The following is a 20764-nucleotide window of genomic DNA, read 5'->3' as shown; positions in this document are numbered from 1 at the left end:
TCGAAGGAGCATCCGATGCCCGGTGACGAGGAACTGCCCTCGACCCTGCACAGGTCGCCGAAGAAAGCCCAGGAGACCTGGATCAAGACCCACGACGCGGCGGTCGAGGAGTACGGCGACGGTGAGCGGGCGCACCGCACGGCGTTCGCCTCGCTGAAGCACTCGTTCGAGAAGGTCGGTGACCACTGGGAAGAGAAGGCCGGCGGCGCGAAGGGTCCTTCGGACAGCCAGGCCGCCCAGGGTGGGGCCGATGCGCGGTCCGGTTCCCGGGAAACCGCCGGGGGAGTGGACGCCAACGCCAGCAAGGCGCACCTGATGGAACTGGCTCGTCGGCTGGACGTCCCGGGGCGTTCGACAATGACCAAGCCCGAGCTGGTGAAAGCCCTGCAGCGCGCCAACGACCGGGAGACCGCGAAGGCACGCCAGGACGGCTGACCCCGCGCGGTACCGAGACGCTGGCTGCCTGGGCGCTGTCTGGGCGCTGGCGCTAAGGTCGAGCGAACTGCAGATCGCCCGGCCCGGCAATGCGCCGAGGCGTCCGCACCGCGCCGCGTCAGCCGGTCGCGACGTGCGGGCAGCACCGCTTCGAGGAGCACAAGACATGCGGATCGGATACTTCCTGTCGTGCGAGGAGTACACCCCGGCGCAACTGCTGGACCAGGCCAGGATGGCGGAGCAGGCAGGTTTCGAGTCGCTCTGGATCTCTGACCACTACCACCCGTGGAACGACGAGCAGGGTCAGAGCCCGTTCGTGTGGTCGATGATCGGCGCGCTGTCGCAGGTGTGCTCGCTGCCGGTCACCACCGCCGTCACCTGCCCGAGCTTCCGGATACACCCGGCCGTCGTCGCCCAGGCCGCAGCCACCTCGTCGGTGCTGCACGGTGGCCGCTTCATCCTCGGGGTGGGTTCGGGCGAGGCGCTGAACGAGCACATCACCGGTGAGCGCTGGCCGTCGGCCGACGAGCGGCTGGCCATGCTCGAGGAGTCCATCGAAGTGATGCGGGAGCTGTGGCGAGGTGAGTTCGTGACCCGGACCGGCCCGTACTACACCGTCGAGAACGCTCGCCTCTACACGCTGCCGGACGAGCCGGTGCCGGTGTACATGTCAGGGTTCGGGCCGAAGGCCGCCGCGCTCGCGGGACGGATCGGTGACGGCTTCGTCACCACCGGCCCCGAGGCGGAGCTGATCCAGGCCTTCCGTGACAACGGTGGCGAAGGCAAGCCGATGCAGGCCGGTTACAAGGTGTGCTGGTCACCGGACAAGAGCACGGCGGTCGAGACCGCGCACCGGATCTGGGCCAACGAGCAGCTGCCCGGCGAGCTCGCCCAGTTGCTTCCCAGCCCCCGGCACTTCGAACAGGCGAGCCAGCTGGTCACACCGGACATGATCGCCGAGAGCATGCCCTGCGGCGACGACCTCTCCGCCCATGTCGAGGCGTTTCGCCCTTATGCCGAGGCGGGATTCGACGATATCCACATCTCGCAGATCGGTGGCTCGCAACCGGGTACCGAGGCCGAGGGGTTCTTCGAGTTCTATGCCCGCAAGGTGTTGCCGGAGCTGCGCGCCCTGGCGACCTGAGTCGATTCCGCCGACCCGGCCGGGCGCGGTCGAGGGGTGGTCAGGGGCGTGGAACGGGCGCGAACCGCCGCAACTACACCCCGCGGTATCGCCTCGTACCGGCACAGCGGACACGGTTGAGCTTCGGAGTGCCGGACTTTGGGTACGGTGACAGGGCTCAGCAAGTCCTCGCCATCGAAGGGTCAGACCGTGAGCGTGCCGGATACGAACTCAGCCACCGCCGGAAAGAGCCCTTCCGGGCCGAAGGTCGGTGGTCCGCTGCTGCCGGAACTCAACTCATCCGACGTCGGTGACGCCACCGCGGAGGTCGCTGACGAGCCGTCGGCGCCGTTGCTGCCACCTCCGACGGTGGCCGACCAGCCCGCCATGCCGATGACCAGCCTCACCGCCGAGGCGGTCATCTGGCCGGTGCGGGTCGCCTCCGAGTGGGCGGCCCGGCTGATCCTGATCGCGATCGCGTCCTACCTGTTCCTGCGGGTACTCGAAAAGGTCAGCTTCGTAGCTTTCACCTTGGTGATCGGACTGTTCTTCACCGCCATCCTGCATCCCCTCGAGGCGAAGCTGCGGGAGCGGCTCGGCGGACGCAAGAGCCTGTCCACGGCGATCGTGCTGTTGAGCGGGGTCGCCCTGTTCGGCCTGATCGGCTGGTTCGTCGTCGCGCAGATCAGCTCGCACTCCGGTGCGCTGGCCGGTCAGGTGAGCCAGGCCGGGCAGCGGATCCAGCGCTGGCTCGAGACCGGGCCGTTCCACGTTCGCAGCGCTGACACGGCGAAGTGGATCACAAACGTCACGGACGCCGTGCGCAGCCACCAGGCGCAGCTGGCCTCGCGTGTGCTGTCGACGGCACAGGTGCTGGCCGAATTCGTCGGTGGACTGTTCCTGGCCATCCTGAGCGCGTTCTTCATGCTCCGCGACGGCGACATCATCTGGCGCTGGATGCTGCGCCTGATTCCGACCGGTGCCCGGCCGCGCACCGACATCGCGGGTAACCGCGGCTGGCACACCCTGGGCGGTTACATCCGGGGCGAGGTCACCATCGCGGTCATCCACTCGCTGAGCATCTTCATCGCGCTGCTGATCCTGCGGGTGCCGCTCGCCGCGCCACTGGCCGTCGTCATCTTTCTCGGCTCGTTCATTCCGATTCTGGGCCTGACCGTCGCGGGCACCATCTGCGTCGCGGTGACCTTCCTGGAACACGGGGTGACCGCGGCCGTCGTCATCGCGATCGTGATCATCGTGCTGGTGCAGCTGGAAGGCCACGTGCTGCAGCCGGTCATCATGAGCCGCGCGGTGCACCTGCATCCGCTCGCCGTGGCGCTGGCGGTGGCCTCAGGAACAACGCTCTACGGCGTGGTCGGAGCGCTGGTGGCAGTGCCGCTGGTGGCATTCCTGAACTCGTTCGTACGTGGACTGCGTGACGAGCCGGCCGATCCGGTGGCCGAGGGTGAGAAACCCGGGGACACCACCTCACCGCCTGCCCGGACGGAGCGGCGGCCAGCATGGCCGCCGCGTACCACCCGCTAGTTTCCCTGACCACGGACGTTCGTGTCCTTGCTGGCGTGTCGTGTTGAGATCAGCAGGATCCGCCGGTGTCTGTTCGTGGTGCCGGCCGATGGGAGCGCAGCTGTCTGAGTCGCCGCCTAGACGTTCGGGCCGCGCACCACGTCATGGTCGGGTGTTGCGTTGTGGTTGTTGGGTGGGGTTGATCCAGGGTGGTGGGGTGAACCAGGGCAGTCCGTGTCGCATGGTGATGGTCCAGCCGCCGGTGTTGATGCGGTCGTGGTGGTGGTCGCAGAGTAGGCAGAGGTTGTCGAGGTTGGTGGGTCCGCCTTCTGCCCAGGGTTTGATGTGGTGTTTTTCTGTCCATTCGGGTGGGTCGGTACAGCCGGGGAAGGCGCAGCCCTGGTCGCGGGCGATCAACGCCAGGGTTTGGGTGGTGCTGGCGGTGCGTCGGGTGGTGCCGTAGTTGAGGATCCCGCCCTTGCTGTTGTGCACGATCCACGCGATGCTGGCTTGGTCGGCCAGTCGTAGCGCCTGGGCGACGGACAGTTTTTGGCCGTAGCTGGTGGAGGCCAGTCCGGTGCCGGTCTCGAACTGCTGGGCGGTCATGGTGATCAGCACGGTCGCGGGCACCCCACCCGAGGTGGGAAGCTCCCCCGAGCGCAGGGCGAGTTTCAACACCGCTCGGAACGCATCATGCAGGCGTTGACCCGGAGTGCGCTCATCCCGCTCACCGTTCGCACCGCACTCACCGTGCTGACCGGTCTCACCAACGTCGCCGGGTGCGGCTGGCTTGGTGGGTTGGGGTGCGGCGAGGGAGTGCAGCACGGTCATCGCTAGTGCTGCGGTTTCGGTGTCCAGGTCGGCGGTCAGCCGGTACATCCCGTCGCCGCGGGGCAGGCAGCTCAGAAACCTCCGCCGCCGCTGGGACTGCTCATCGGCGAGGCGGCCATCGGGGTCGAGGGTCTCCACCAACTGCTTCGCGATCCCGGCGAGCACGATCGGGTTGAAGCAGTGCGCCTGCTCGACCAGGAACGCCTCCGCCTCGGCCTGCTCCTCAACCGGCAGCGACGCCGCGCGCAGCGTGGTCATGGCCCGGACGATGACATCGACATGCTGTGCGGTGATCGAACCTTCCCCGCGGGCGGCCGCGGTCAAAGGCAACAGCGGCGGCAACGGCTCACCCGTCATGCTGATCCGCCTGCCGAGTTCGTGGGCCTGACGAACCCGGGACGAGCTTTCAGCCGGGGACAGGTTCAGCAACCCCGACAACAACTGCTTAGACCCGCGGACCACCAACCGACCGGCGACACTACGAGCCTCAAGCTCAGTGATCAGCACCGCATCAAAGGCCTCAAGCTGACGACGAGCCCGCTCCGCGAGGCGCACCACATTCAGCAACTCATCATCGGTCACCAGAGACAACGGAGCACCGGTAAGTGCCGTAACCGCGGCAGGCAGCGCCCGCCGCAGCAACAACCGCTGCCGCACCCACCCCCGTTAACGTCATACACCAGACACTAGGGAAGGGGTCTGACAAAAATGCCTGGCTATGGCATCCACCAGGTCCAGGTCAGCGGCCGCCCTCGGGCGGCTGATTGCCAGTGGCCCGGGTGGCGCCGCGGCCGGTTCCGCCATCCGGGAAGTCGCCGCGGTTCGGCAGGTCAGCCCGGTTCAGGCCGGCATCGCGGTTCAGGCTGGCATCCCGATTCAGGCCGGCATCACCGCGGATAGACGTTTCGTCGTGCAGTCGCTCAGTGGAACCGGTCGGCACCGTGTCGGAGCCGGGGGGAAGGCCCTGGCCCGGGCGTCCAGCGGCGCCACTCAGCGGCTGGTCGGTGTCCAGGTCGGTCGCGCGCTTGCGCTCGGAGCGGCGCTCGGCCGCCCGGACGTCGCGGACGCCCACCACTGCCAGCCGGCCCAGCGCGAAGGCGGCCAGGAACAGGATCAGCGCGCCGAGGCCGTAGAAGTACCCGAGCTGGGCAATGGCGATCCCGGACGTGTGGGTGCTGAGGGGGGCGCCCACGCTGCCCAGGTGGAACAGTGCGGCCAGTGACTGCCCGATGATGAACCACGCTCCGGCGAGCGCGGCGAGCCAGCCGCCGAGGCTCGCGGTCACCCGGTTGGCGCTGACGAGCAGCAGCAGGCCGCCGACGATCGCCACCACGCCCGGAAGGACTTCCAGCCAGCCGCGGGCAGCCGTCCAGTCCCAGGATCTGCCGCTCTGGTAGCTGTAGTCGAACCACGGCCCGATGAACGGGATGAGGGCGCCCCACGCGCCCAGGATGATGATGAGGAGGCCGCTGACGGCGCCGCGGCTCCGCGGAATCCGCATGGTGCGCGTGTGTTGAAGCTCGTGGGTGCTCATGGTCGCCAACCTATCTGACGTCATCGGGCGCGCTGGATGGTCGCAGCACGGGGGACGGGCAGTCCAGGGTCGAACGCGGCGCCGTCCCGGCCTTCTTGCGGGAGGGCAACCGTAGAACCACGATAGACCGGTTGCCCACTTTCGCGGGCCTCACTAGGGTCGGAACCGGGTTGGATCAGCAGCCTTCGGCGCTGTCTCGGAGGAACTGTGAAGATTGCTGTCGTCGGTGGCACCGGCAACGTCGGGACCGCTCTGCTCCGCGCGCTGAAGGCCGCGTCCCTGCCTGACCTCGAACTGGTCGGGCTGGCCCGTCGTTATCCCGACGATGCCGAGCCGTATTCGGGTGTCCGGTGGATTTCGGTGGACATCGCCTCGGCGTCCTCGGAAGAGGAGTTGGTGTCGGCGTTCCAGGGTGCGGACGTGGTGGTGCACCTGGGATGGATGATCCAGCCCTCGCACGATCGGGAGTTGCTGCGCCGGGGCAACCAGGGTGGCTCGCTCCGGGTCTTTCAGGCCGCGGCGCGCGCCGGCGTCGGGCAGTTGGTGTACCTGTCCTCGGTCGGGACGTACGCCCCTGCCGTCACCGGCACCTGGGTGGACGAGTTGTGGCCCACCACGGGCAACCCGGAGTCGTCCTACAGCGTCGACAAGGCCGCCGTCGAGCGTGAGCTGGACGCCATCGAGGGCGGCTCGATGACGATCACGCGGCTGCGTCCCGGCCTGATCCTGCAGCCCGACGCCGCGTCCGAGATCGGCCGGTACTTTCTGGGCCGGCTGTTGCCGCTGAGCCTGGTCCGGCCGTGGATGCTGCGGCTGGCCCCGTGGCCGAAGGAGTTCGCCGTCCAGTTCGTGCACGCCGACGATGTCGCCGACGCGATCGTGCGGGTCATCCAACAGGGCGCCGGCGGGGCGTTCAACCTGGCCAGCGAGCCACCCGTCGACCGTGCGACGCTGGCCGAGACGACCGGGATGTCGATGCCCGCGGCACCGGTGGGGCTGGTTCGGGCCGGCACGTACGCCACCTGGGCGCTGCACCTGCAACCCACCGACGTCGGCTGGATCGCTCTCGCCAGGGGAGTGCCGCTGCTCAAGACCGACCGGGCGCGCAACGAACTCGGGTGGCAGCCGCGGGTGCCGGCTGACGTGGTGCTGAAAGACTTCGTCGAGGCACTGGGTCGCGGGCGCGGCACCGCGTCACCGGCTATGCGGCCGCGTAACCCGTTCCGAAAGGCGTCGGTATGACACAGCTCGCTCCCGACGAGGATCCCCGGGACGTGTTCGGCACCGCGGAGCCGCCGGTTGCCGATGTCGCCGGTCCGGCGCGGCGCCGGCCCGACGGGGTCAGGGACGCCACGGTGGCCGCGCTGGGAAAGCTGTCCGAGGCGCTCGAGGTCGTCGAGTACGCCCGCGGCCTGCTGTACGAGTTCCATCGGCGGTGCGGCACGGCCGACCGCCAGCTCCAGGAGGCCACCGAGTTGCTGCGCGGCGCCGGTCATCCGGGAGTGGCTTCCGAACTGGAGGACGTGCTGGTCGGCCGGAACGTGCTGCCGGGGATGTGGAGCTTCGAGATCATCGAGGCCTACGAGCAGCAGTACTGGTCGGTCTTCCGGCAGCTCGAGGAGCGCGCGCGGCGACTGACCGGCGACGTCCCACGGCACCTCTTCGAGGCTGAGCTCAAGAGCAGGGAACAGCATCCCGACCGTTCCGACAGCCTGAGCGCCGCGATCGAGCGCCGGACGCTGGCCTTCCTGTCCGAGTCCGGCGACGCCGAGAGCTGACCATCATCTTGGTCGCTCTCGCTTGAATCGCGCCGCTCAATCGCCGGTATACAAACCGACCCGGCTAGCCCAGGCCACCCCGGACAGCGATCAGCGCGACATCGATCGCGGCGCACAGCATGGTCGCGCGAAAGGCGGTCGCCGAGCGCCGCACGGCAAGGGACGGTCGAAGGCCGTAGGCAACCAGGGCGAGGACCGCAGCCGGCGCGATCAGGTCGCTGAGGACGGAACGATGCCCGGGGCCGAGCAGCACCAGCGCGGTGGCCGCCAGCACCAGCACCGCCGCGCTGACCGCCGAGGCCGGGCCGCCGATCCGGTGCGGCAGGCCCAGCACTCCGGTCGCCACGTCGTCGGGAAGGTCGGGCAGCACGTTACCGAAATGGGCGCCCGCGCCGATCAGCCCCGCGGCGAGCAGCAGCAGCGCCGACGGCCAGCGTGGCTCGGGCAGCGCCAGGGTCGCGATGGCTGGCAGGGCGCCGAAGGCGACCAGATAGGGCAGTGGCGACGCCGGCGTGGACTTCAGCCACAGGTTGTAGAGCCAGCCGCTGGCCACCGCGACCAGGTGCACCAGGCCGGCCCGCCAGCCGAGCGCCAGCGACGCGGGAACCGTGACGACGAGCGCGAGCAGGACGGCCCGGCCGAGCAGCGTCCGATCGATCTCACCGGCCGCCAGCGGCTTGTCGACCCGTCCCACCGCGGTGTCCCGGGCGCCGTCGACCAGGTCGTTGGACCAGCCGATGGACAGCTGCCCGGTGAGCACCGCGAGCACTCCCAGCAGGGTCCGGACCGCCGTGTTGCCGGCCGAGGCGAACAGCACGCCGCCGAGAATCGTGACAGCGACCGCCGGGCCGGGATGGCACGCGCGCGCCAGCCCGAGCGCCCTCGACCCCATCGCCCGAGCATAGGCGGGGACCGGCAGCCCGACCTAAGCTGAGTGCCATGACCACGATCGCGGCGGCCCGCGGAGTCCTCGGCCGGCACCGCTACGACCAGCAGACCATCACCGAAGCATTCGCCACGCAGTGCGCGACGACAGACCGCGAGCGCGCCATGGTGCGCAGATTCCACCAGAACGCCAAGGTGAACACCAGGTACACCGCCCTGCCCATCGAGGACTGCCTGGCGCTGGAGCAGTTCGGTGCGCGCAACGACGCCTTCATCTCGCATGCCACCGTTCTCGGTGCCGAGGCGTTGAGCGCGGCGCTGGAAGAGGCGGGGCTGGCTGCCTCGGACGTCGACCTCATTCTCTTCACGACGGTGACCGGCGTGGCGGCGCCCTCCATCGACGCTCGGATCGCCGCGATGGTGGGGCTGCGCCCGGACGTCAAGCGGCTCCCGCTGTTCGGGCTCGGCTGCGTGGCCGGGGCGGCCGGCATCGCGCGGCTGCACGACTACCTGCTCGGCCATCCGGACGAGGTGGCCGTACTGGTGTCGGCCGAGCTGTGCTCGCTGACCCTGCAGCGCGGGGACCTGTCGATCGCCAACATGGTCGCCAGCGGCCTCTTCGGCGACGGCGCGGCCGCAGTGGTGGCCCTCGGCGCGGACCGGGCCCGCCGGCTCGGCTCCCAGGGGCCGCGGGTGGTGGACTCGCGCTCGCACCTGTATCCCGACACCTCGGACACGATGGGCTGGGACGTCCGCGAGACGGGGCTCAAGATCGTGCTGGGGGCTGGGGTGCCCGACCTCGTTGAGCGGTATCTGGGCGAGGACGTCGGATCGTTTCTGGCCTCGCACCAGCTGGAACTGTCCGACGTCGCGGGCTGGGTGTGCCATCCCGGCGGCCCCAAGGTCATCGAGGCGATCGAGTCGGTGCTGGACCTGGACCCGCAGGCGCTGGAACTGACCTGGCGCTCGCTCGCCGAGATCGGCAACCTCTCGTCTTCCTCGGTGCTGCACGTCCTCGCCGACACCCTGAACAAGCGGTCCTTCGCAGACGGCAGCCCCGGCGTGCTGATGGCGATGGGGCCGGGCTTCTGCAGTGAACTCGTACTGCTGAGCTGGTAGGCGGCCATGCTGCCCTACGTCCTGCTGGTACTGGCGGTCGGCCTGGAACGGCTGGCCGAGCTGGTGGTCGCGCGCCGCAATCTGGCGTGGAGCAAAGCCCGTTCCGGAACGGAGTTCGGTGCCGGGCACTACCCGTTCATGGTGGTGCTGCACGTCGGCCTGCTGGCGGCGTGCCTGCTCGAGACCTGGCTGGCCCACCGGCCGTTCGTGCCGGCGCTCGGCTGGACCATGTTCGTGGTGGTGCTGGCCGCGCAGGGGCTGCGCTGGTGGTGCATCTCGACCCTGGGCCACCAGTGGAACACCAAGGTGGTGATCGTGCCGGGCGCGCCCCGGATCACCGGCGGCCCGTACCGGTTCCTCAGCCACCCCAACTATGTCGCCGTTGCCGCCGAGGGCATCGCGCTGCCGCTGACGCACTCGGCGTGGCTGACGGCCGTGGTCTTCACGGTGCTCAACGCGGTGCTGATGAGAGTCCGGATCGGAATCGAGAACCGGGCGCTGTCGCAGCTGGCAACCCCGTGAGCGACGTGCCCGTGAGCGACGTGCTGGTGAGCGACGTGCTGGTGGCCGGCGGCGGTCCTATCGGCCTGGCGACGGCGCTGCACGTACACGCCGCCGGGCTGACGGTGACCGTCGTCGAGCCGCGGCAGGGACCGATGGACAAGGCTTGCGGCGAGGGGTTGATGCCTGGGGCGGTGCGGGTGCTGGCCGAACTCGGTGTGAACCCGCTCGGCCAGGACGTGCACGGCATCCGTTACCGCGACGGCGACCGGACCGCCGAGGCGCCCTTTCGCAACGGTTTCGGCAGGGGAGTGCGGCGCACCGAGCTGCAACGGGCGCTGCGCGCGACCGTCGACGAGCACGCGATACCGGTGGTGTGCGGCACGGTCACCGACATCGTCCAGGATCGGCACGGCGTCCGCGCCTGCGGATTGAGCGCCCGGTATCTCGTCGCGGCCGACGGCTTGCACTCCGGCGTCCGCCGGTCGATGAACCTGGTGCGGAACACCGATCCGAGCGCTCGCCGGTGGGGCCAGCGGCGGCATTTCGAGATGGCGCCCTGGACGAACTACATCGAGGTGCACTGGGGCGCCGCGTCCGAGGCATATGTGACGCCGGTCGGCGACGGGCTGGTCGGCGTGGCGATCCTGTCCTCGCACCGCACCCCGTTCGATGAGCAGCTACGGGATTTCCCTGACCTCGTCGAGCGAATCTCGGACGCGACCGGCTCGCGGGTGATGGGAGCCGGACCGCTGCGTCAGACCGCGTCCCGCCGGGTGGCCGGCCGGGTGCTGCTGGTCGGCGACGCCGCGGGCTACGTCGACGCCCTGACCGGCGACGGCATCGCGGTCGGCCTGGACAGCGGCCGGCGGCTGGCCCAGTGCCTGGCCGAGGACCGCCCCGACCGGTACGAATCCGAATGGCGGCGGTCCTCCCGGCGGTACCGGGCGATCACCGGCTCGCTGCTGCGGGCCACCGCCATTCCGCGGGTGCGCGGCGCGATCGTTCCGCTGGCCGAACGGGTGCCGGCCCTGTTCCAAGGCGTGGTACGGCAGCTTTCCGGATGATGATCGTGGCTTTCCCGGTGAACGAGTGGCTTTCCCGTGATCGGGCGGCTTTACGGTTTGAGCACCACCTTGACGCAGCCGTCCTCTTTCTTCTGGAACATCTCGTACGCGCTCGCCGCCTGGGCCAGCGGTAGCCGGTGGGTGGCCAGCCGCTTGGTGCCGAGCGGGTCGGATTCGTCCAGTACCAGCGGCAGGATCTCGTCGGTCCACCGCCGGACGTGTGCCTGCCCCATCCGTAGCTGGACGCCGCGGTCGAACATCTCCATCATCGGCATCGGGTCGATCTCGCCGCCATAGACGCCACTGACCGACACCGTGCCGCCCCGGCGGACCGCCTTGAGGGCGGCGTGCAGCGCGTCGAGCCGGTCCAGCGCGGCCCGGTCAGTGACCTTCTGCGCGATCGCGTCGGGCAGTAGCCCGGTCATCTTCTGTGCGAGGCCGACGCCCGCGTTGCCGTGCGCCTCCATGCCTACCGCATCGATGACCGAGTCCGGCCCGCGGCCGTTCACCCGGTCGATCAACTCGGTGGCCAGGTCGTCGACACTGTCCAGATCGATCGTCTCCGCGCCGAACTCCCGGGCCAGGGCCATCCGGCCGGGCACCCGGTCGATGCCGATCACCCTTTCAACGCCGAGGTGTCTGGCCACCCGGACGCAGAACTGCCCCACCGGACCCAGCCCGAGCACGGCAAGGGTGCCGCCCTTCGGCACGTCGGCATAGGCGACCGCCTGCCACGCGGTGGGCAGGATGTCGGACAGGTACAGGAACTGCTCGTCCGGCGGGCCGACCGGCACCTTGATGGGGCCGAACTGGGCCTGCGGCACGCGCAGGTACTCGGCCTGGCCGCCGGGAACCGAGCCGTACAGCGACGTGTAGCCGAACAGCTGCGCGCCCTTGCCCTGCGAGCGCATCTGCGTCGTCTCGCACTGGGCGAACAGGCCGCGCTCGCACATCCAGCAGTGCCCGCACGAGATGTTGAAGGGAATGACCACCCGGTCACCGGCCGCTATGTGCGACACCTCCGGCCCGACCTCTTCGACGATGCCCATCGCCTCGTGACCGAGGACGTCACCGGGCTTGAGGTACGGGCCGAGCACGCCGTACAGGTGCAGGTCGGAGCCGCAGATCGCGGTCGACGTCACCCGGATGATCGCGTCCGTCGGCTGCTGGATCACCGGGTCGGCAACGTCCTCGACGCTGACGTTCTGGTTTCCCTGCCAGGTCAGTGCTTTCATTGGGTGCCCTCCAGTGGCGATCCATCGGCCCGCCACAGCCGGCCGATGGCGGAACGTCACGCCGCTGCGGGCGGAACGAGATCTCGCGTCACTCACTGTCGCTCAGCCGGACGCTCGCCCAGTAAAGCATGAGCGGCGGTACGGTCGAGCGATGAAGACTGGACCCAACCGCGCCGGCACGCCGACCCGCGGAGACGATGTACCGGACGCTGTCGTCATCGGCGCCGGCCACAACGGCCTGGTGGCCGCCAACCTGCTTGCCGACGCCGGCTGGGATGTCGTCGTCTGCGAGGCGACGCCGCACCTGGGCGGTGCCGTGCGCTCGGCGGAGGTCACCACGCCGGGCTACCTGTCGGACCTGTTCAGCGCGTTCTACCCGCTGGCCGCGGCGTCCCCGGTCATCAATGCCCTGGACCTGGACAAGCACGGGCTGAGCTGGACGCACGCCCCGGCCGTGGTCACCCATGTGTTCCCGGACGACTCCTCGGCCCGGCTGTCCCGCGATGTCCAGGCGACGGCGGCGTCGGTGGACAAGTTCGCGGCCGGCGACGGCGACGCCTGGATCCGGATGCACGAGGAGTGGGAGCAGATCCGGCAGCCCGTGCTGGATGCCCTGCTGCATCCGCTGCCCGCTCTGATGCCCGTCCAGCGTCTCGCCCGGACGCTCGGCGTGGCGGGGGCCCTGCGGATGGCGCGGCTGGCGGCCCTGCCGGTGCGCCGGTTCGGTGAGGAGCGCTTCAACGGGGTGGGTGGCCCGATGCTGCTGGCCGGCAACGCCCTGCACGCGGACCTGCCACCGGACGGTGCCGGCAGTGCGGTGTACGGCTGGCTGCTCGCCATGCTGGGGCAGAGCTACGGCTTTCCGGTGCCGGTGGGCGGTGCTGGCAGGCTGACCGAGTCCCTCGGCAATCGGCTGCGCAGCATCGGCGGCTCGGTCCGCTTCGAGAGCCCGGTGGAATCGATCCTGATCGAGGGTGGCCGCGCGTCCGGTGTCCGGCTCCGGGGCGGTGAGGTGATCCGGGCGCGGCAGGCGGTGCTCGCCGATGTGACGGCACCGATCCTGTTCCGCGAGCTGGTGGGGGAGTCCCGGTTGCCGGCGCGGTTCGTCGCCGATCTGCGCAATTTCCAGTGGGACCTGCCCACCCTGAAAATCGACTGGGCGCTGCGCACACCCGTTCCGTGGACCGCCGCCGAGGCGGCCGGCGCCGGCACCGTGCACCTGGGCGTCGACCTGGACGGCCTGACCGACTACGCCGCGGACCTGGCGACCCGGCGGGTTCCGGACCGGCCCTTCCTGCTTTTCGGCCAGATGACGACGTCGGACCCGAGCCGTTCCCCCGAGGGCACCGAGTCGGCGTGGGCCTACACCCACCTGCCGCCCGGCGTCGAGCACACCGACGAGATGGTCGCCGACCATGTCGCCCTGGTGGAGCGGACGCTGGAGCGGCACGCCCCGGGGTTCGGAGATCGGGTGGTCGGCCGGTACGTCCAGTCACCGGGAAAGATCGAGGAAGAGGACCCGTCACTGGTGGGCGGCACCGTCAACGGCGGCACGGCGCAACTGCACCAGCAGCTCATCTTCCGTCCGGTGCCCGGGCTGGGGGGGGCGTCCACGCCGATCGACAGGCTGTTCCTGGCCGGATCGTCGGCTCACCCGGGTGGTGGCGTGCACGGCGCTCCCGGGTCCAATGCCGCGCACGCCGCGCTGGCCCGCGCCGGAGCGCTCGGTGGCGCCCGGCGTTACCTGACGCGGACGGCGCTGAGCCGGATCTACGGGCCGGACCGCTCGACGGCGATGCCCGCCGTGCCGGCTGTGCCCGACACCGCCGAGGTCGATGCCACCCGGCGCTAGCGGCGTCCGGAACAGAGCTGGCTGGAACAGAGCTGGCTGGAACAGAGCCGGCCGGAAGAGAACGCTTCTAGAAGAGCGAGATCGCGCGCGCCAGCACGTAGAGGACAACCAGCAGCACGATTGTCCCAATGATCGCAAGGGCAACAGGCGTGATCACGCGTCCGGGCGGAGCCTCCTGGTGGGACAGCCCTGAGATGGCTGACTCTCCGGGCGGGGTCTCCCCGGGCGGAACGCCGCCACCGGGTTCGAGGCCGGGGGTGTCGGCCGGATCGGGATCGGGTGACGTCATCGAGAACCTGCCTTCAGGACAACCGCTGATTGTTCAGACGGCTCAGGCGTGGCATGGCGCGCCCACGGGCGAATCTACCCGCCCGCCCGGCTTGCCTCGCAGTCGAAATCACCGTCGGTTGACACGGTGCGAGGTCATCGTGTCTGCTGAGTCCGCTGAACCCCAGCGTTCTCAGCGATAGGCAGGCCATGCGCGAGAATTCCGTTCGTTCCGGATCACCGGTCTTCCACCACGCCGTGGTGACCGGGGGCGCGGGCTTTCTCGGTTCCCACCTGTGTGACGAACTGCTCGCGGCCGGCACCGACGTGACGTGCCTGGACAACTTCTTGACCAGCTCGCCGGACAATGTGGCCCACCTGCGGTCCCGGCCGGGCTTTCGCCTGATCAAGTGCGATGTCACCGATTACGTGCACGTCCCCGGCCCGGTCGACCTCGTACTGCACTTCGCCTCTCCCGCGTCACCCGCTGACTACCTGCGGCTGCCGATCGAAACGATGAAGGTCGGCAGCATCGGCACGCTGCACGCGCTGGGCCTGGCGAAAGAGAAGGGTGCTCGTTTTCTGCTGGCATCCACCTCTGAAACCTATGGCGACCCGCAGGTGCACCCGCAGCCGGAAACCTACTGGGGTCACGTGAACCCGGTCGGACCGCGCGGTGTCTATGACGAGGCGAAACGGTTCGCCGAGGCACTCACCATGGCCTACCGCACGACCCATGAGGTCGACACCGCGATCGTACGCATCTTCAACACCTACGGTCCGCGAATGCGCCTGGACGACGGCCGTGCCATACCGACGTTCGTGCAGCAGGCGCTGGACGGGGCGCCGGTCACGGTCGCCGGGGACGGCAGCCAGACCCGCTCGGTATGCTTCGTCGACGACACCGTGCGCGGCATTATCGCGGTCGCCGCCAGCCAACTACCGGGACCGGTCAACGTGGGCAGCCCGGACGAGATGACGGTGCTGGAACTGGCTCAGCATGTGGTCGCGGCAACCGGTTCCGGATCGCGAATCGACTTCGTTCCACGGCCTGTCGACGATCCGATGGTGCGTCGTCCGGACACTGCCCTGATCGAGCGTGAACTCGGCTGGCGCCCGCTGGTGACCTGGCAAGACGGGTTAAACCGCACCATAGAAGCACTCGCGGCCGCAAGGTCGGTGTGAGAAGCGCTTCTCTTCGGATGCTGGCGTAAAAGCACTTCTCCGCATAGAGTCGCTTCGAAGCTGGACAGGCAGCTACGGCAGTATTACTCGGTCGCGTCGACCGACAGGCAGCGACCGATCGGCCTTCGCGGGTGTGCAGTCCCGCCGGGTCATCGCCGTCTGCCGCTGCCGTAATGGACATCGGAAGTTATGGCGACCAGCATGCGCATCCTCGGCATCAACGCTCTTTACCATGACCCGGCCGCCGCCCTCCTGGTCGACGGCCGGATCTCGGCCGCCGCGGAAGAAGAGCGTTTCAGCAGGCGCAAGCACGGGAAAAGGCCGGTTCCGTTCGCGGCCTGGGAACTTCCTGAGCTGGCGGCGGCCTGGTGCCTCGACAGTGCCGGGTTGCGGCCCGAAGACCTCGACGCGATCACGTACTCCTTCGATCCCAGCCTGCACCTGGCGCCGGCCGAGCTCGGTGTGTTCGACCCGTGGGACGAGCTGCGGCACCGGTACGCGGTCACCGCGCCGGACTTCCTCGCGACGGCGCTGCCCGGGCTCGACCCGTCGAAGGTCCGGTTCGTGCCGCATCACGTTGCACACGCCGCATCCGCCGGGTTGGCCGCTCCCTTCGGCGGCGACTGCGCGGTGCTGGTGCTCGACGGCCGCGGCGAGCAGCACAGCCACCTGGCCGGGGTGTACTCGGGCGGCAACCTGCAGACCCTGTACAGCCAGCAACTGCCGCACTCCCTCGGATTGCTCTACGAGGACGGCACGCAGCACCTGGGCTTTCTGCGCAGCTCGGACGAGTACAAGGTGATGGCCCTTGCCTCGTATGGCAAACCGCGACACCTGGACTACCTGCGTCAGCATGTGCACGCCACCGGTGACGGGGGTTTTCGTACCGTGGGTGTCGAATGGGACGTGCTCACCAAGAAGCGCGAGCCCGCCCAGCCCTGGGGGCCCGAGCACGCCGACCTCGCCGCGAGCCTGCAGGCGGTGCTCGAAGAGGTGCTGCACGACCTCGCCACCTGGCTGTACGAGCAGTCCGGCAGCCGCAACCTCGCGCTCGCCGGCGGCGTCGCGCTGAATTGCGTCGCGAACACCAAGCTCTGGCGGGACAGCCCGTTCGAGCAGGTGTGGGTGCAGCCGGCCGCCGGTGACGCCGGGACCGCGCTGGGCGGCGCCCTGAGCGCGGCGCAGGACCTCGGTGACCCGATGGCCCCGTTCACCGGCGCGGACCTCGGACGGGGCTGGTCCGACGACGAGATCGAGCAGGTGCTGCGCACCGCCAGGCTGCCGTTTGACCGGCCCGCCGACATCGCTCAGGACGTTGCCACGGCGCTTGCCGACGACAGCATCGTCGCCTGGGTCCAGGGCCGCAGCGAGTACGGCCCGCGCGCACTCGGCCACCGCTCCCTGATGGCCCACCCTGGCCGAGAGGCGAACCTGCAGCGGCTCAACGACGTCAAGGGTCGGGAGCAGTTCCGCCCGGTGGCGCCGATGGTGCTGGCCTCGCGGGCGTCCGAGCTGTTCTCCGGCGGACCGATGCCCTCGCCGTACATGCTGTTCGTGCACGACGTCGCACCTGAGTGGCAGCAGCGGATTCCGGCCGTGGTGCACGTCGACGGCACCGCCCGAATCCAGACCGTCGACCCGGCCGACGAGCCGCTGGTGGCCCGGATGCTGCAGTCCTTCGAGCAGCAGACCGGCCTGCCGGTGGTCGTCAACACCAGCCTGAACACGGCGGGACGGCCGATGGTGGACTCACCGATGGACGCTCTGGAGTGCTTCGGGTCGACCCCCGTCGATCTGCTGGCCATCGGGCCGTTCGCGGTGCGCAGGCCCGCTCTCGGCAGTGGTCGATGAGCCCGGGGGCTCGCTACAGCATCGTCGTTCCCACTGTCGGTCGCCCGTCCCTGGCCGTGTTGCTCAACAGCCTTGTGGAATCAGCACAAACCGCATCGGTCGAGCTGCCCACGATCTATCTCGTGGATGACCGCCGGGACGCCGCCGCTGGTCTGAACCTCGCCGACATCGCCGACGTGCCGGTGAAGCTGCTCCGCACCGGAGGTCGTGGGCCGGCCGCGGCTCGCAACGCCGGCTGGCGCGAGTGTGACACCGAGTGGGTGGTGTTCCTCGACGACGACGTGGTCGTCAGCCGCACCTGGATGTCTGACGTGGCTGATGACCTGTCCGACGCGCCGGACGTGATGGGCGGTGTGCAGGGACGGATCGACGTGCCGCTGCCGGCGGATCGGCGTCCCAACGACTGGGAGCGTGGCACCGCGGGTTTGTCGTCCGCGCGCTGGATCACCGCCGACATGGCGTACCGGCTTTCGGTGCTGCGCCGGCTCGGCGGCTTCGACGAGCAGTTTCCCCGCGCCTTCCGCGAGGACGCCGACCTTGCCCTGCGGGTGCTGGACCTCGGTTACCTGCTCAGCCAGGGAGAGCGCCGCACCACCCATCCGGTGCGGCCGGCCGGCTGGTGGGCCAGCGCGGCGCAGCAGCGCGGCAACGCCGACGACGTGTTGATGCGGCGGCTGCACGGCCGGGGCTGGCGCCGTCGGGCCGACGCGTCGCTGGGCCGGCGCCCACAGCACCTGTTCGCGACCTCGGCACTGCTCGTCACGGTGCTCGCCTCGCTCGAGCGCCGTCGCAGGCTGGCGGCAATTACCGGCGTCGCCTGGGCCGCCAGCAGCGCGGAGTTCGCCTGGCTGCGCATCAAGCCCGGTCCGCGTGACCTGGCCGAGGTAGCGAGAATGGCCAGCACCAGCCTGGTGATTCCACCCCTGGCGTCCTCGCACTGGGTCGCCGGCATCCATCGGCACCGCCGCGTCCGCCGCGGCCCACGCCGGCCGGCCGCGGTGTTGCTCGACCGGGACGGGACAATCGTTATCGACGTGCCGTACAACGGCGACCCGGAAAGGGTATCGCCGATGCCGGGCGCTCGACTGGCGCTGGACCGGCTGCGCAATGCGGGGATTCCGATCGCCGTCGTCAGCAACCAGTCGGGGATCGCTCGCGGGCTCATCACCGCCGAGCAGGTCGACGCGGTGAACGCCCGCATCGAGGAACTCCTCGGGCCATTCGACGGTTGGTTCGTGTGCCCGCACAGCAAGGACGCCGGCTGCTGGTGCCGCAAGCCGGCTCCGGGGCTGGTGAACCAGGCCGCCGCGCGGCTCGGCGTGGACGTTCGGAACTGCGTCGTCATCGGCGACATCGGCTCGGATACCGGCGCTGCCGCCGCGGCGGGCGCCCGCGGAATCCTGGTTCCCACCGCGACGACTTTGCCGGCTGAGGTCGCTGCCGCGACGGTGCCGGCTGAGGTCGCTGCCGCGACGGTGTACGCGGGCACGTTGAACGAGGCGGTCGACCTGCTGCTCGCGGTGACCCGAACATGACGGGTCACACACTGGTGGTGCGCCTGGACAGCATGGGCGATGTGCTGATCTCCGGCCCGGCGGTGCGGGCCGTCGCGGCAGGCTCGAGCCGGGTCACGCTGCTGACCGGCCCGCTCGGCGCGGCGGCCGCCCGGTTGCTGCCCGGCGTCGACGAGGTGCTGGTATGGGCGTGCCCCTGGATTCTCAATCCGGCCCCGCCCGTGACGCCCGCCGACATTGCCGGGTTGACCGCCCTGATCGCGGGCCTGGGCCTCGATCGGGCGCTGATCCTCACGTCGTTCCACCAGTCCGCGCTGCCGACCGCGTTGCTGCTGCGTCTCGCCGGCGTGCCGGCCATCTTCGCCTGCAGTTCGGACTATCCCGGTTCACTGCTGGACCAGCGGATTCCCGATCCGGGTGACGGCCCGGAACCGGTACGGATGCTCGAAATCGCCCGCGCGGCCGGCTTCGAGCTCGCGCCCTTCGACGACGGCAGGCTCGCGGTCGCCGGTCCGCTGCCGACCGTCGAGCTGGGCCTGCCCGCACGCTTCCTCGTGGTGCATCCCGGGGTCACCGCGCCCGCCAGGGCCTATCCCGACGAGCGCTGGGCCGAGACCGTGACGGCGCTGACCCGCGCCGGATGGCCTGTCGCGATCACCGGAAGCACGTCCGAGCGGGAACTCACCGCGCGGCTGGCGGCGGCTGCCTCCGGTGCGACCGCGCTGGACCTCGCCGGAGCGCTGGACCTGCCCGCGCTGGCCGCAGTGCTGCGCTGCGCCGCCGCCGTGGTCGTCGCCAACACCGGTCCCGCCCACCTGGCCGCGGCAGTGGGCACGCCGGTGGTCTCGTTGTTCTCGCCCGTGGTGCCGGCGTCCAGGTGGGCACCGTACGGCGTCGCGGTGTCCGTGCTGGGCGATCAGCAGGCAGCCTGCCGGGAGACCCGCAGCGTCGTGTGCCCGGTAGCCGGTCATTCGTGCCTGAATTCCGTGTCGTCGCAGGAGATCGTCCGTACGGTGCAGGCACTTGCCGGCAGTCCGCTACCTGCTGAGGAGATGAGCGCATGAGGATCCTGCTGTGGCATGTGCACGGCAGCTGGATGACTGCGTTCGTCCAGGGGTCCCACGAGTACGTGGTGCCGGTGCTGCCCGATCGCGGTCCGGACGGTGTCGGCCGGGCCCGGACCTGGACGTGGCCGGGATCGGTCACCGAGCTGCCGCCCGAGCAGCTCGCTGACCAGGACTTCGACGTGGTGGTGCTGCAGCGCCCGCACGAGCTTCAGCTGGTGGAACGCTGGTTGCGGCGGACCCCGGGGCGCGATCTTCCCGCGGTGTATCTGGAACACAACGCTCCGGACGAGAGGCCCTGCACCCAGCGCCACCTGCTGGCTGACCGCCGCGATGTTCCGCTCGTGCACGTCACGCATTTCAACGAGCTGTTCTGGGACAACGGGATCGCGCCCACCCACGTCATCGAGCACGGAGTCGTCGATCCCGGCAACCGCTACACCGGCGAGCTGGCCCGCGGTGCCGTCGTCGTGAACGAGGCGGGGCGCCGCGGCCGGATCGTCGGCGCGGACCTGGTGCCGCGATTCGCCGCGGCCGGTCCGGTCGACGTGTTCGGCATGAGGGCCAAGGCCTTTGTCGAAGAGCAGGCCGGACGGGGCGTCGGGCGAGCGCATGCCCTGACGGCGGATTCCCTGGTCGGGTATGAGGATCTGACAACCCAGGACCAGATGCACACGGAGCTGGCCAGGCGGCGGGTCTACCTGCATCCGATGCGGTGGACGTCCCTGGGCTTGAGCCTGATCGAGGCGATGCAGCTGGCGATGCCGGTGGTGGCTGTCGCCTCGACCGAGGCGGTCGAGGCCGTACCGGCCGGAGTGGGGATTCTCACCACCGACCTGGACCGGCTGATCGCCGGATTCCAGTTGTTTCTCAACGACCCCGATGCGGCACGTGCGGCCGGTGCGGTGGCGCGAGCCGCGGCGCTGGAGCGATACGGGCTGCCCCGGTTCTTGTCCGACTGGGACAAGGTGTTGAACGGAGTGATCGGATGAGCAGTGA

General features: G+C 69.8%; 19 protein-coding genes. 14 read left to right on the top strand and 5 right to left on the bottom strand.

Translation table 11 applies throughout. From position 1 onward, the window contains the following. Positions 1-15: 15 nt before the first annotated feature. The 3 genes from RM423_RS14240 to RM423_RS14230 all read left to right on the top strand — a co-directional run bounded on the left by RM423_RS14240 (position 16) and on the right by RM423_RS14230 (position 3103). Entirely contained in the window at positions 16-435 is a 420-nt protein-coding gene (locus RM423_RS14240; protein ID WP_311423701.1) for a ChaB family protein, read from the top strand. A 166-nt stretch (positions 436-601) separates the two neighbouring features. Next, positions 602-1579 (top strand): LLM class F420-dependent oxidoreductase, encoded by a 978-nt coding sequence (locus RM423_RS14235; protein ID WP_311423700.1) that lies wholly within the window; start codon positions 602-604, stop codon positions 1577-1579. 189 nt (positions 1580-1768) lie between these two features. Beyond that, positions 1769-3103, top strand: a complete 1335-nt coding sequence (locus RM423_RS14230) for an AI-2E family transporter (RefSeq protein ID WP_311423699.1) — start codon at positions 1769-1771, stop codon at positions 3101-3103. Between the two features lie 141 nt (positions 3104-3244). Here RM423_RS14230 and RM423_RS14225 read toward each other — a convergent pair whose 3' ends face one another. After that, complete coding sequence (locus RM423_RS14225; RefSeq protein WP_311423698.1) at positions 3245-4495, bottom strand: HNH endonuclease signature motif containing protein; 1251 nt, start codon at positions 4493-4495, stop codon at positions 3245-3247. A gap of 157 nt (positions 4496-4652) precedes the next feature. After that, a complete protein-coding gene (locus tag RM423_RS14220) occupies positions 4653-5447 on the bottom strand; it encodes a hypothetical protein (RefSeq protein WP_311423697.1) in 795 nt (264 codons plus the stop codon). Between the two features lie 207 nt (positions 5448-5654). Between RM423_RS14220 and RM423_RS14215 the strand changes: the two genes are divergently transcribed. Both RM423_RS14215 and RM423_RS14210 read left to right on the top strand, forming a co-directional pair. Continuing rightward, positions 5655-6689: an NAD-dependent epimerase/dehydratase family protein gene (locus RM423_RS14215; RefSeq protein ID WP_311423696.1), complete on the top strand. Its 1035-nt coding sequence runs from the start codon at positions 5655-5657 to the stop codon at positions 6687-6689. Continuing rightward, a complete protein-coding gene (locus RM423_RS14210; protein WP_311423695.1) occupies positions 6686-7225 on the top strand; it encodes a hypothetical protein in 540 nt (179 codons plus the stop codon). The genes RM423_RS14215 and RM423_RS14210 overlap by 4 nt, the downstream gene beginning before the upstream one ends. Positions 7226-7289: 64 nt before the next feature. Here the strand turns inward: RM423_RS14210 and RM423_RS14205 are convergent, their stop codons facing one another. Further along, positions 7290-8117 carry a UbiA family prenyltransferase gene (locus RM423_RS14205; RefSeq protein ID WP_311423694.1) on the bottom strand — a complete coding sequence of 276 codons (828 nt, stop codon included), beginning with the start codon at positions 8115-8117 and terminating at the stop codon, positions 7290-7292. 47 nt (positions 8118-8164) lie between these two features. Here RM423_RS14205 and RM423_RS14200 point away from each other — a divergent pair, with 47 nt between their 5' ends. Genes RM423_RS14200 through RM423_RS14190 form a run of 3 tightly spaced genes read left to right on the top strand, consistent with a single transcriptional unit; the run spans position 8165 to position 10797 of the window. After that, entirely contained in the window at positions 8165-9229 is a 1065-nt protein-coding gene (locus RM423_RS14200) for a type III polyketide synthase (protein ID WP_311423693.1), read from the top strand. A 6-nt stretch (positions 9230-9235) separates the two neighbouring features. Then, complete coding sequence (locus tag RM423_RS14195; protein WP_311423692.1) at positions 9236-9751, top strand: isoprenylcysteine carboxyl methyltransferase family protein; 516 nt, start codon at positions 9236-9238, stop codon at positions 9749-9751. Next, the gene (locus RM423_RS14190; RefSeq protein ID WP_311423691.1) at positions 9748-10797 is read left to right on the top strand and encodes an NAD(P)/FAD-dependent oxidoreductase; all 1050 of its coding nucleotides are present in this window, start codon (positions 9748-9750) and stop codon (positions 10795-10797) included. Before RM423_RS14195 ends, RM423_RS14190 begins: the two co-directional genes overlap by 4 nt. Positions 10798-10847: 50 nt before the next feature. Here RM423_RS14190 and RM423_RS14185 read toward each other — a convergent pair whose 3' ends face one another. Continuing rightward, positions 10848-12032, bottom strand: coding sequence for a zinc-dependent alcohol dehydrogenase (locus RM423_RS14185; RefSeq protein WP_311423690.1), 1185 nt, complete (start codon positions 12030-12032; stop codon positions 10848-10850). Positions 12033-12183: 151 nt separating this feature from the next. Between RM423_RS14185 and RM423_RS14180 the strand changes: the two genes are divergently transcribed. Beyond that, the gene (locus RM423_RS14180) at positions 12184-13884 is read left to right on the top strand and encodes a phytoene desaturase family protein (RefSeq protein WP_311423689.1); all 1701 of its coding nucleotides are present in this window, start codon (positions 12184-12186) and stop codon (positions 13882-13884) included. A 67-nt stretch (positions 13885-13951) separates the two neighbouring features. Here RM423_RS14180 and RM423_RS14175 read toward each other — a convergent pair whose 3' ends face one another. Further along, the gene (locus RM423_RS14175) at positions 13952-14173 is read right to left on the bottom strand and encodes a DUF6480 family protein (protein ID WP_311423688.1); all 222 of its coding nucleotides are present in this window, start codon (positions 14171-14173) and stop codon (positions 13952-13954) included. Between the two features lie 188 nt (positions 14174-14361). On the opposite strand from RM423_RS14175, the gene RM423_RS14170 reads away from it, so the two are divergent. From RM423_RS14170 to RM423_RS14150, 5 genes are all read left to right on the top strand, one after another. After that, complete coding sequence (locus RM423_RS14170) at positions 14362-15336, top strand: NAD-dependent epimerase/dehydratase family protein (protein ID WP_311423687.1); 975 nt, start codon at positions 14362-14364, stop codon at positions 15334-15336. A 201-nt stretch (positions 15337-15537) separates the two neighbouring features. Then, positions 15538-17187 (top strand): carbamoyltransferase family protein, encoded by a 1650-nt coding sequence (locus RM423_RS14165; RefSeq protein WP_396327722.1) that lies wholly within the window; start codon positions 15538-15540, stop codon positions 17185-17187. Then, positions 17184-18722 (top strand): HAD-IIIA family hydrolase, encoded by a 1539-nt coding sequence (locus RM423_RS14160; RefSeq protein ID WP_311423685.1) that lies wholly within the window; start codon positions 17184-17186, stop codon positions 18720-18722. The genes RM423_RS14165 and RM423_RS14160 overlap by 4 nt, the downstream gene beginning before the upstream one ends. Continuing rightward, positions 18719-19765 carry a glycosyltransferase family 9 protein gene (locus RM423_RS14155; protein WP_311423684.1) on the top strand — a complete coding sequence of 349 codons (1047 nt, stop codon included), beginning with the start codon at positions 18719-18721 and terminating at the stop codon, positions 19763-19765. The genes RM423_RS14160 and RM423_RS14155 overlap by 4 nt, the downstream gene beginning before the upstream one ends. Continuing rightward, positions 19762-20757 (top strand): glycosyltransferase, encoded by a 996-nt coding sequence (locus tag RM423_RS14150; RefSeq protein ID WP_311423683.1) that lies wholly within the window; start codon positions 19762-19764, stop codon positions 20755-20757. Before RM423_RS14155 ends, RM423_RS14150 begins: the two co-directional genes overlap by 4 nt. The last annotated feature ends 7 nt before the right edge of the window (positions 20758-20764 follow it).

The organism is Jatrophihabitans lederbergiae, assembly GCF_031845305.1.
Lineage (GTDB): Bacteria > Actinomycetota > Actinomycetes > Mycobacteriales > Jatrophihabitantaceae > Jatrophihabitans_A > Jatrophihabitans_A lederbergiae.
This window is presented reverse-complemented; position numbering and strand designations above follow the sequence as displayed.